Source organism: Bacillus sp. 7894-2, from assembly GCF_002272225.1.
Taxonomy (GTDB): domain Bacteria; phylum Bacillota; class Bacilli; order Bacillales; family Cytobacillaceae; genus Cytobacillus.
Map to the genome: position 1 here is coordinate 17,043 of NZ_NPDG01000156.1, position 11,424 is coordinate 28,466.

The 11,424-nt window shown below is 42.2% G+C and carries 8 protein-coding genes; all 8 read right to left on the minus strand.

The genetic code is table 11. The features are described 5' to 3' along the window. Window positions 1-5: 5 nt before the first annotated feature. Window positions 6-1,256, minus strand: coding sequence for a WXG100 family type VII secretion target (locus tag CHI10_RS21295; RefSeq protein WP_095246147.1), 1,251 nt, complete (start codon window positions 1,254-1,256; stop codon window positions 6-8). A 36-nt stretch (window positions 1,257-1,292) separates the two neighbouring features. Beyond that, window positions 1,293-1,436 (minus strand): hypothetical protein, encoded by a 144-nt coding sequence (locus tag CHI10_RS22515; protein WP_179289097.1) that lies wholly within the window; start codon window positions 1,434-1,436, stop codon window positions 1,293-1,295. 28 nt (window positions 1,437-1,464) lie between these two features. Further along, on the minus strand, window positions 1,465-1,767 hold the full coding sequence (locus tag CHI10_RS21300) for a WXG100 family type VII secretion target (protein ID WP_048010869.1): 303 nt from the start codon (window positions 1,765-1,767) through the stop codon (window positions 1,465-1,467). A 168-nt stretch (window positions 1,768-1,935) separates the two neighbouring features. Next, window positions 1,936-2,415 carry a type VII secretion protein EssA gene (gene essA, locus CHI10_RS21305; RefSeq protein ID WP_095246148.1) on the minus strand — a complete coding sequence of 160 codons (480 nt, stop codon included), beginning with the start codon at window positions 2,413-2,415 and terminating at the stop codon, window positions 1,936-1,938. Beyond that, window positions 2,405-5,242, minus strand: coding sequence for a type VII secretion protein EsaA (gene esaA, locus CHI10_RS21310; RefSeq protein WP_095246149.1), 2,838 nt, complete (start codon window positions 5,240-5,242; stop codon window positions 2,405-2,407). The genes essA and esaA overlap by 11 nt, the downstream gene beginning before the upstream one ends. Then, window positions 5,239-9,711: a type VII secretion protein EssC gene (gene essC, locus CHI10_RS21315; RefSeq protein WP_095246150.1), complete on the minus strand. Its 4,473-nt coding sequence runs from the start codon at window positions 9,709-9,711 to the stop codon at window positions 5,239-5,241. The genes esaA and essC overlap by 4 nt, the downstream gene beginning before the upstream one ends. 20 nt (window positions 9,712-9,731) lie before the next feature. Continuing rightward, a complete protein-coding gene (essB, locus tag CHI10_RS21320; RefSeq protein ID WP_095246151.1) occupies window positions 9,732-11,075 on the minus strand; it encodes a type VII secretion protein EssB in 1,344 nt (447 codons plus the stop codon). Between the two features lie 14 nt (window positions 11,076-11,089). Continuing rightward, the gene (gene yukD, locus CHI10_RS21325; RefSeq protein ID WP_095246152.1) at window positions 11,090-11,329 is read right to left on the minus strand and encodes an ESX secretion system protein YukD; all 240 of its coding nucleotides are present in this window, start codon (window positions 11,327-11,329) and stop codon (window positions 11,090-11,092) included. Window positions 11,330-11,424: the final 95 nt, after the last annotated feature.

The following is an 11,424-nucleotide window of genomic DNA, read 5'->3' on the forward strand; positions in this document are numbered from 1 at the left end:
CCTCCCTAAAAAAACGATAATTTTTTGTCCAAAAATCCCTTAGCACCTTCTATTAAAGAACCTGCTGTCTCTTTTGCTTTAGATAAACCCTTACCGATATCCTTAATTTTCCCAACTGGATCTTCAATGGTTTCTTTAAGCTGGTTGTTAACAATATCAATTCCTTTATTGGCAGCATCAATTGCCTTACCTGCTTTCTCAAAACCGCTTTTAAACTTCTCAACCCCAAAGTGTATAGGCTCTTTTAGCAGAACTGATACTTTTTCAGCAAATCCTGCAGTCAATTCAGCAGCTTTTTCCCCGACAAGTCCTCCCACGAAAGATCCTGCAGCAGCTCCCACTACAGTACCGACCGGACCAACCATACTTCCTAAAGCTCCTCCTATAGCTGCTCCAGCAATAGCTCCACCTGAGATAGCTAACGTTTTATTAACGGCATTTCCTACCGCTTTAGCATTTTCTCTTTTTAGAACATCGGGATTATCTCCGTATTTCGAGTAATTTTCGGAGATTTTTAATCCCATTCCGCCGGCTTCCATTATCCCGGTTAATAATACAGTAGAAGCTGCATTTGTTTTCGCAAATTTTGCTCCAGTTTTAACAAAAGATTTAAAGTCTGTAGAGTCTACTGTTCTTAAAAGAGTTTTTCTATATAATGTATTGGAACTTTCGGTGAATTTCACCACATCATCCGGAAGATATTTAGCAACCTTTTTATGAACCAAGTCTGCTATTGATACATCTTTATACTTACTTCTCAAATAGAAGGGACTCAGGAACGCTTTTGTCATCGTTCTTAACTTTTTATTTTCATCAATTTTATCTGTTACTTGTTGAAGGGCCGCCATATGTTTATACGTGAATACACCTTCAGCATTCTTGGAAAATTGAGTAAACCCCAGCCCATAAAAAGCAAGCTGTTTTGTCATAAGGGTTCCAAGAGCTGTTACAGCACCATACTGCTCATACAACTTATACAGCTTACCCACAAGATTATCAGCTTCAGCAAATTTATTTGCAACCATCCGCAGGTCAATTTCCATTTCACTAAGCTGCCCGGTAAGCTGATTACCAGTACCCCATGGATCTCCTACATGATAGAAGCAATGCCTATATTCCGCCGGAGCGCTATTGATTAACTCTGCAAGCTCCATATGGAGATTTCTGTATTCGTCCTCAATTCTGGACAAACGAGTAACCATGTCATTTGCCAGGTCTTCCAGGCGATCTGGATTTACAGAAATTTCATTTCCCATTTCAATACCTCTTTTCTATTCGATTTATTTTTCTAATTAAAATAAATTTATTATTTGATAGCCTGCAATTAATACTTGCATTGGCAATAAAAAAAGATCAAAACACCCCGGAGCACAACCTTCATCATACGTTTTACTCTTGTCATATGAACCTTTTTTCTTCTCTTCATTATTAGACATAAAAAACCCATCCAATCTTTATTATTCTTCAATCCGCTTTAAGTCTAGCCAATCTCTCTAATTCTCTTTGTCTTTCAATTTCTTCTCTGACTCTGTCAACTTCATTCGCAGCGCTTTCCAATTCTCGGCTGATGTTATAGAGGTTATCCGAGTGCCTTTGGAAGAGGACGCCAGCTTCTTCCAATGCCGAATCAAATTTGTCCCTGGCTTTCCCTTTCCATTCGTCTGCATGGTTTTGGACACTTTGCTTTAGTTTGAATTCCTCTGTTTTAATATCATCTGAAGCTGTCTGAAATACCCTTGCCAGTGCTCTTACATGTGATGAGTTCATTTTGACACCTCATTTTTAAAAATTTTTTATTTAGAGTCTCGTTATTTCTTACATCCCTAATTCTTTATTCTATTTTTAGAGGGCAGTTATTTGAGAGGAGTTTGCTGAAGAATTTGGTTGCAGTAATTATGTACATGTCTCCAAACCGGAGACATGTACGGGAATTATTTAATTGTCAGCCTGCTTCGCCATCCTCGGAATGAGGAATCCCATAATTACACCTATGGCAATTACAAGCAGAATACTATAAAGAATCATTAATTTGTTATCCTGTTCAGCGGTTGATTGATCCTCCGCCTTGAAAAAGCTTTCCTGTTTCGAATCGGAAAATAGCTGAAGCTGGTCCGCTTTTGCAGTGATGGTATTAGTAGTGGTTTCACCGCCGTCGAAAAGCTTCTCCTTCACTTCCTTCAAAGGATCCAGGTTCTTTTTTGTAAAAGTAAGATCCTTTTGTTCTTCGGGGATCTCTTTCTTATTTTCATAAAGCGATTTTTCATGCAAGTAATCGGTATTCTCTTTGAATTCCTTTTTTTCATAGGTATTCGGCGTTACGTTATTAAAGTCAGGGGTCGCCCCGGCGGATTGGCCAGCCAGCAGCCAAAGCGCCGGGAGCAGAACTATTACTTTAAGGAATCTATTAAGCTTCATATGCCTGGTCCTCATCCCTCTTTGTGCGCAGGTCCTTTATAGACCGGACTGCAAATGGAATGATGGCAAGGAAGGCAATAATGCCAAGCAGTATGAGGATAGCCGGAATAAACAGGGTTTGTGAGTCATACTGAATGGACATATATACCTTGGACATTGGGTCTTCATAGTTAATATTCGGTGCTGTAAGAGCAAGGAACGGACTGATGAAGAAGGCGATGAGCCCTACACTCAGAATCCATCCTGCCAAATTGCCGATCTTGAACCCTGCCAGTACAATGGCTGAGGCTGCCGTCAGCAGCAATATGGTGAAAATGGTCCACTCAATTGCGCGATCCTGTTCCATTGAGTAAATATTGAGTCCGAATATGCTGATAATCAGACCAACAATTAGATTCAGCAGCACAAACATGGATGCATGGACGAGCATCGGCGCATTTTTGAAATAATGGCTGAAGTATCCGATCATCAAGCTGCTGAGCAGGACAATGGCCAATACGACAACCGGCGGCAGCTTGTTTTCCTCTTTCTTTTCAGCTGTTTCTCCGCTGATTTGAAGCGGGCTGGATAATTGCTCGTATACCGGACCATTCTTTTGGCCATTCACATAGGTGTTTCCAAGAAGATTGTAAATATCATCCCGGAACATCTGAGTTGTCTCTACGTTCGAGCCCCACTTGGAATTCAGTGTATCTGCATCCTGCTGGACACTTTGCACCTTTTGCTCAAGCTCGTTTGTATAGGATACGATATTGCTCTGGTTTTCTCCGATAGATCCAACAAGATCATTAATCATCAGCATTCTTTGGCTGATTCCTTCCTGTTTGACCATAACGGAAGTTCCGTCAATGCTATCTACAGGAACTGGTGTATTCGTTGAGGATGTTTGAATTTGCTCCCTAACCGAATTTGCATTTTCCTGCAGAGCGGACAGATCTGTATCAATGGCTTTTTGCTGTGCATTAATTTTTTCGTTGTACTCTTTAAAGAATGCTACAAATTGGTTTTCGAAATCTATCAGTTTATTCCCGGCTTCTGGAAGAGAGGTCTCTAAATCATTCCAGGCTTTTTGTTCTTCCTCATTTATCCCTATAGTAGTATTCAATTTCTCTTTGAGTTGAGTTAGTTCTTCTAAATTGGATGAACCTAACATCTCCTCATATTGTGCAAGAGAAGCATAATACTGCATAAGTTTAACTGGATGGGGATTGTCAATTTCTTTCTGTAAAATTTTCTTATCGTCACCATCTAAAGTATCCAACTGAAGCAACTTCTGCTCTTTTTCTTTTATAAGTTCTATTAAAGAAGAAAAACTTACTGAAGATCCCAATTGATCCTTAAGCAATTGATTTTCATTTAGTAAAGTTTCAACCTTACTTAATACTTCGTTATATTCCTCAATAAGATCTTCATATTTGTTGGTTAACTCATCCAGATCATCTTTTAGAGGATTCTCTCCTGAGTCTATCAATTCAAGGTTTTTTTCAACATTCCTTATCTTTTCAGCCAAAGTTGGTAACTCTTGAATTGCTGCAATGACCTGATCCGGTTTTTCTCCTTCGATAGAATCCAGCGAAGATTTTAAAGCATCAATTGAATTAGCTATATTCTTTAATTCTTGTCTTTCATTTTCCGTACCAGGTAGAGAAGAATCTTCGTCGGAATTTTCAGGTGGTAGCTGAAGCTGGTTTACTTGGTTATTATTTTTAGTAGATACCGTTTCCGGTATGTCCCCTCCACCCTCAGAAGCCAAAAGCTCCTTTTTAGCTGAAATCATTTTTATCTTGGTATTAGACAGACCTTCATTTTCTTGATCTATTATCGTACTTATTACATCTTCAACTTCTGATTTTTGATCAATTAGATTTTTAGGGATTGCTGAAATCTCTCCAAATGCTTCACTATTATTTTCAAGTTGAGCCTCAACACTCGCTATCCCATTGCCCAATTCCAGTTCTCCCTTAGTCAAATCGCCACTAAGAGCATCCATATGAGCTGGCATCTTTTGTCCCGCAACAGCTTGAATATCGACTACATTTTCATCCTGCATTTTTTGAAGGATACTTTGCTGATTATCCTGGTATTCTTTGTACTGATCTACAAACTGTACAAACGAGCCAAGGTTCTCTTCAAATTGACTGAGGTTATTTTCACCCTCTGAAGTACTCTCTGCTGCTGTCTTCACTGTCGACTGAATGCTCTCCAGCATATTGCGCTGCTGTTCGATTTCCGCTGCCAGGTTCTTTGAGCTGGGCTTATAGAAAGCGAGCATGGCATTCTGGAAGTCTATTTCTTTTTGTAAAATGGTATCGAACTGGGATTTCACATTTTCCAGGTCCTGTGATACATAGGTCCAGTACAAGGTTGAAATCTTTCCATTCACACGGTTGGTGGCTGTCTGGATCTCACGCAGAACCTTTTCCCGATTAAGTGAGTTCAGCTGGTTCTGAACGGTATATTCAAAATTTGCTTTTTCAGGCTGCTGGCTTTCATAGGACATGATGTTCTTTGAAAAGTTGGAAGGAATATAAACGACTGCGTCATACTTGGTATTTCTCAAGCCATTTTCTGCAGCACTTCTGCCTATGACAGTCCACTCATATTGTGAACCGTCTTCGAGAATTGATGTTATTTCCTCTCCAAAATCAAGAGATTTATCTTCTTTGTCAGCGCCTGTATCTTCATTAACAACTGCTATGGTTCTTGTGGCATTCTCCCTGACCAGCAGAGGATTATCGCCAATGGTGCCAAAAAAGATGGCTGGCGCGGCGATAATCAGAAGCATCACCAAAACCATTTTCACGATGTATTTTGTTTTGGCTGTCATGCTAAGACCTTCCTTTCAGTGGCACATAAAGGAATTTGAATTTTTAATTCCTTTCCGTTTATAACGTAATAACCATATCCCGGCTGTATCTCTGCCTCTTTCCGGTCGTATGGAAGGGTAAAGAGTGTCTGCTCTGATTTTTTCATCAGAACGACCGCCTGGCGGATCTGTTTGATTTCTGCCGTTAAGGAATCGTATCCTTTCGTCAGTTCATTATTGCTGCCTGTCACGATGACACTAAAGCCAAGATGGCTTCCATTTTTCATCAGCCTTGCCATTCTCTCCTGCAGGCTGTTATCCAATGTCTGTGCAAAACGGGAGTATCCATCCACAGCCAGCACGATGGGCGAAAAGGCTATATCTGTATTGCCATGCTGGATTGCATTAAGATATTCTTTTTCCCTTTGGGATAACTGTTCTTCCGCCTTTGCTGCCCAATCGCTGATCTGTTCCTTTGTCTCGATATAGACTGACTTTTCCTCACTCGCATAGGATGATAATCCTCTGTCAAAGGAATCGAAAATACCGACAGATTCAGCACCCTGAGCCAGCATTTGATTGATCATGAGCTTAAGAACATTTGTCTTTCCTTTTTGGGCCTGCCCAAGGATTATGCAATGCTTCGTTTTATTGAAGTTTGCATACACAGGTTTGACGGATTCTTCATCCAGTCCAATTGGTACAAGTCCAGGCTGAGTCTCTCCTCCAGTGTAACGGGTAAAGTTAACCGTATTAAGCTCTGCCGGAAGCATCGGTACCTCTTCAGGCTGACTGCAGTCTTTGTATTTCTCCTTCAGCTCCTGAATGTCGGCCCGGATCGATTCCATGATTTCGAAATCGTCCCTGCCCTCTGCCGGCAGGAATACCTGTGAAAAATAGGCCTCTTCCATTTTAATAATGGCTCTTCCCGGTATTGGCTCAGGTGCGAACGGAACCCTTCCCAGAACGGAGTAAGCCTCGCTGCTGTCCATCAGATAATGGACCACTTTTGTTTTGAGGTTATTCATGAGCGACTGCCGGATAGAATTGATCCGTGTCGCGGCGAAAATCATATAGATGCCGAGTGACTGTCCATCCCTGGCAATCTGATTAATTTGCGTTTCAAGCTCCTGCATTTCCTCTTTTACTAAATCGAAATTATCAAATGTGATATAGACGAGCGGCAATTTTTCATTGCTCATCGAATTGTACATCTTAATTCCGCTGACTTCCTGCTGCTGGAATAATAGCTTTCTGCGGGCAATTTCATCCTTGATCAGATTCATGAACTTTTCAATTTTGCGCTCTTCATCCATCAGGAAGAAATCGGCCGTATGCGGCAGTTGCCTTAACGGAAGGAGTGAACCATTGCCAAAATCGAAAATATAATAATGTGCTTCTTCAGGAGACCGCTTTTCGGCAATGCTTAGCAGTAGTGTCATAATCGTATGGGATTTTCCATAACCGGAGGAGCCGAACACCCCTACATTTCCATCCTCTATGATTTGATAGCTTAATGGATACTGGCTCTGCTTCTCAGGCTCATCCACCATTCCTAAATGAATTTCATTATTCTCCTCAGCGCGATAAAGCTTCCTGCTTAAGCGCCCTTCAAGAGGAGGAAGCCATGGACTTCTAAGTTTCGCAATGCCCATCGAGGACTGTGCTGCTTCAATCTCTTCCACAACTGCTTCAATTTCTGTTTTTCCGCCTTTTTTCTTCCCTTGGCGTGAATTTACATCCGATAATGGAACAAGACCCAGGTCGGTTACAATAGCAATCTCATCCTCTGTCTCAGAAGAGTCTTCCAGATAAGGGGCTCCGCTCCATGCAGATTGGAACAGTTCATAGACTTCATTATTGCCGACCTGCAGATAGCCGCGGCCGGTTACGGTAATAGCAGCAGCATCGCCGTTTTTAATGATTTCCCGGCTGTCATCTGTGTCCTGAACCTTTAAAGCCACCCTAAAGCGGGCATTACTCCAGATCTGTTCGTCAATGACACCGCCCGGCTTTTGGGTGGCCAGAATTAAATGGACTCCCAGGCTTCGGCCGATTCGGGCTGCACTGACAAGCTCTCTGATGAATTCGGGTTCTTCACTCTTAAGCTCCGCAAACTCATCGGAAATCAAAAACAGATGAGGAAGCGGCTCCTTTGCCATATTGTTTTTATAAAGGTCTGTGTAATCGTTTATATGATTTACCTGATATTGATCAAAAAGCCTTTGCCGCCTTTTCAATTCACTTTTGATGGAGGCAAGCGCTCTTGAACTGAAGTTCTTGCTGCCTTCAATATTCGTAATCGTTCCCAGAAGATGCGGCATGTTCTTAAACGGCTGGGCCATGCCCCCGCCTTTGTAGTCAATCAGCAGGAAAGCGACCTCGTGGGGATGGAAGTGAACAGCAAGTGAAAGAATATACGTCTGCAGGAATTCACTTTTTCCCGACCCCGTTGTCCCCGCCAGCAACCCGTGCGGCCCATGCGCCTTTTCATGAAGATTTAAAAGGGACAGGTCTTCCTTTCCTTTTAATCCGATTGGAACCGCTAGGGACTTGGAAGACTCTTTTGTAAGCCAGTTCTCTTTGATCGGAAGTTTCCCTACTTCTTTAACCTTCATCATTTCCAGGAAGGAAACGCTATTTGGAATAGAATTGGTCATTCCAACCTGATGATCAAGCGTTCTTAACAGACGGGAAAATTCCTCATTTCCCTTCTTCTGATGAGCATCAAGCTTAAATGGGACGCTCACAGCTTTTTTGTCCTGAATCAGAATGTCCCCCTCTTCCTGATTGACATATCTGACAAGGGTTTGAATATTATCATGCAGGCTTTCCTTTGAGTCTGCTGCAAAGATTACGGAGATTCCCATATTGGAGTGGTCACCCTCCAAATATTCCAGAATCACATGATCTGCAATAAGCTGATGATTGGCTATGATGAACACGAGATGAGGCGAGTACACCTGCTTCTCTTTATTTTCATCTAAATCCCTTTCACGCAGGATTTCATAAAGGGAAGACAGCAGCTGGTCCCTCGTTTGTTCGTTATATATCAGCCCTTTTGCATGTGCATGCGGCATCTGGAAATGCGGAAGCCATTTGAGCCATTCCCATTTTTTATATTCTTTTTCATTAAAAATAAATACGAACCGCACATCATGATAGCTGTGAAAAAAGGCCAGCTGCCCAATGATCTGGTGTATCTCATTTTTAACAGCCGACTCTTTTCCGATCAGCCCGATTGGCCCCTTGGCAAGGTCAGCCACCACAGGCACATTTTTAACTTCCTTATACACTTTCTCCATTTGCTGTGACTGTTCAAGAAGATCATCGATTTCACGGTTTGACATATCCCCTGAGCTAACCTTAACTTCATAGCTCGCAGGCACATTTCCGGTACCCAGTCTGAATTGAAGGAAGTCAAAGCTCTGCAGAGGCCGCTCCCAAATGCGGTCAGATATATGGCCCGTAAAATATTTCATTTTCTCAAAAGACGGAAAGTGGAATTCCAGAACATGCTTCTGCTGGTCAGACAATGCCTGCAGCTCTTTTCGCTTCTCTTCCAGATAGGCAGTATAAACCCGATGTCTGCGCTCTTTCCGCTTTTTTTGATTGCTTTTGTCCTTAAAGTACTGGACGGTGGAAGTCACTAAAGTGGTCATGAACATGACCATGGAAATGATAATAAAAATCCCTCTTGGCTGAACCAAAGCCACGATACCCATTACAACCAGCATAATCAACGGCGGCATGATAATCAGCCATAATCCCCTGCCTGAATCATCCGGCTCCTGTGATGGAAAGGATAGGGAAACCTTCTCATCCGGCATTTCATAGATCATTCTTGGCGTTCTCCGGTAGAGCGGATATTTCTTTGCCATCTCAGATTGCGGCCTGATGGTAATGGGAAGCTTTGATTCATAGTATTCAAAGCTATCAATCTGGAAAAGATCCTCTTCTATTATTCTTATAGACATAAAGGGGAAGAACAGCACATCTCCCATTTCAAGGAAGGTCCTCTCTTCAACTCTTTTTCCGTTTATATAAAGCTGTCCTGAACCCGGCTCTGCCATCCAGCCCTTTTTGGTTCTTATCAGATCAAAAGACTGGCTGGCTTCCATTAAAATACCGTTCTTTTTATAAATGGAAGCATCCGGATTATCAGAGGAAATCTCTATTTCCCTTTGATAGCCGGAGTAGTAGGTTTGGCTTTTAAGGGCTTCAGAGGTTACTATTATCGTCAGGATTTCCCCCGCATCATTTATGTGAAAGGGTTCTCCATCGTTCAGCCTTCCGAGAACCGACTCATTCTGCCTAACTTCATAGAAGCTGTCGTGCTTTTCTATGGACACAATTCCTTTTGTAAAAGGAAATTCCCTTATTGTCACCAGCTGTTCGAGCTCAGGACCGATGGTGATCCTGCCGCTTTTTTCAATTGGCATAGACAGCTGCTGGCAGTAATCGCTGTAAAACAACCATAACTGTTCCATCTCTCCACCTCCTGTCTATCTTAATTTGGCTTTGTCTTTTCTGCCTCTTCCTTCTTCTCGGCAGGCTTTTCAGCAGATGTTTCAGCTGCCTTTGCATCTGCAGGCTTTTCTTCTTCAGCAGCTTTTTGTTCAGACTCCTGGTTTACTGCCTGTTCATTATTTTCGCTGCTGCTTTGCTCATCCTGAAGACGCTGCTCCTCTTCCTCCTGAGCTTTCTGTTCCTCTAAATACTCATCAATCTCTGCTTGAATTTCGTCGATTTTCTGCTGTTTTTCATCGGATTCAAGGCTATCATCCGCTTTGACAACTTCACGGTACTTAAGCAATGCGAACAGAATTAAATCCCGATCCTCAAGATCCCTCGAGATATCGAGAGCCTCTTTGGCATCTCCCCTCCCGATGTGAATCCAGTAATGATAGTAAAGGGGATCCGTCTGCAGGGTGATTGTATTTTGGACATTCTCTTTCTGGTCTTCTGTCAATGCTTCATTTATTATGTAGGACTGTGCCAGTTCGTACTGTACCACCCTTGGCATCTGATCAATATCATAATTGGATAACTCGGTCACAACTTCACTATATTGGCTTTTCAGGAAATGCTCCTGGCTATTAATAAAAGCTGCCTGTTTTGGCTGAGTAAAGATAAGGGAGTATAGGCTGAAAGCAACGAAAGGCACTAAAGCAATCAGCAGACCCCATGCCGAATATCTTGTGGCTTTCCACTTTTTTTGCGGAATCTTGGCATATTCCTTATCTTTCTTTTCAAGCATTTCTATATTAGTCCTGATGACGTCTGACAATTCATTTTCATCCTTGGCCTTAATGACACTTGCCGCTGCGGGCGACAATTCAATGGTTTCATGAAGGCTAAGGTAATCCCGGAAGGCACGATTTCCATCTACAGCAGAAGCGATGGTCGCTTTCAATTCCATCCAGAGTTTTTCCTGATTGGTTTCATAGGGCGGAAGGCTTTCACTTACACCATAATGAAGCAAATGAGGTGACAGGCTTTCATCCGCCACAATGTTTTCAGGACAGATGATGAGATGCAGCCTGGAATACGGATGACTTTTCACAAGCTTCAGAAGCTGCGAAGAGAAAATCCATCTGCTTCTTTGGTCTTTCTTTTTTAATTTGGAAAAGGTTAAGTAATTTGAGGGAATTTGCAGGACGAGGCGCAGTTCATCCTCTGTTAAATGGATATCCCTTTTAATAGCTGATTCCATCGCCTGGAGCAATTCCAATTCCGCAGCAGCATCAGCTTTAATTTTCTCTCTTTGGAAAAGAATAGTAAGGGATTGATGATCTGTTTCGACAACCGCTTCAAGCTGCTCTTCAAGGTAGGTTTGACTCTTTTCTGACATTTTTAAATGCTCCTTTATAAAATTTCGAAACGGTCCCCAGTGGTAATCCCCTTTTCTGCCAGCTTATCGTTTCCTGACAGAATCATTTGCTTGTTGGGAATTCTGACCCAATATCCTTCCCGGGGCGGCTGAGGAATAGACTTAGCTTGCCAAACAATATCCACTACTTTTTTAACAGAGTGATAGTTAGATAGACGGAGATCAAAAAGTTCAACTTCATAATTTTTCAGATCAATTGTTAATTCTATGTACATGTTCAACACCTCACTAGAAAAGCAGAAGCGCCTCGATCACCCCCGACAAGCACAAGACGAGCCTGACGGAAAGGCGTTTTTTGCCTTTTTGGGAG

Coding starts and splice junctions, on each gene's coding strand:
- CHI10_RS21295 (WP_095246147.1), bottom strand. CDS start 1,256: ATGGGAAATGAAATTTCTGTAAATCCAGATCGCCTGGAAGACCTGGCA.
- CHI10_RS22515 (WP_179289097.1), bottom strand. CDS start 1,436: ATGTCTAATAATGAAGAGAAGAAAAAAGGTTCATATGACAAGAGTAAA.
- CHI10_RS21300 (WP_048010869.1), bottom strand. CDS start 1,767: ATGAACTCATCACATGTAAGAGCACTGGCAAGGGTATTTCAGACAGCT.
- essA (WP_095246148.1), bottom strand. CDS start 2,415: ATGAAGCTTAATAGATTCCTTAAAGTAATAGTTCTGCTCCCGGCGCTT.
- esaA (WP_095246149.1), bottom strand. CDS start 5,242: ATGACAGCCAAAACAAAATACATCGTGAAAATGGTTTTGGTGATGCTT.
- essC (WP_095246150.1), bottom strand. CDS start 9,711: ATGGAACAGTTATGGTTGTTTTACAGCGATTACTGCCAGCAGCTGTCT.
- essB (WP_095246151.1), bottom strand. CDS start 11,075: ATGTCAGAAAAGAGTCAAACCTACCTTGAAGAGCAGCTTGAAGCGGTT.
- yukD (WP_095246152.1), bottom strand. CDS start 11,329: ATGTACATAGAATTAACAATTGATCTGAAAAATTATGAAGTTGAACTT.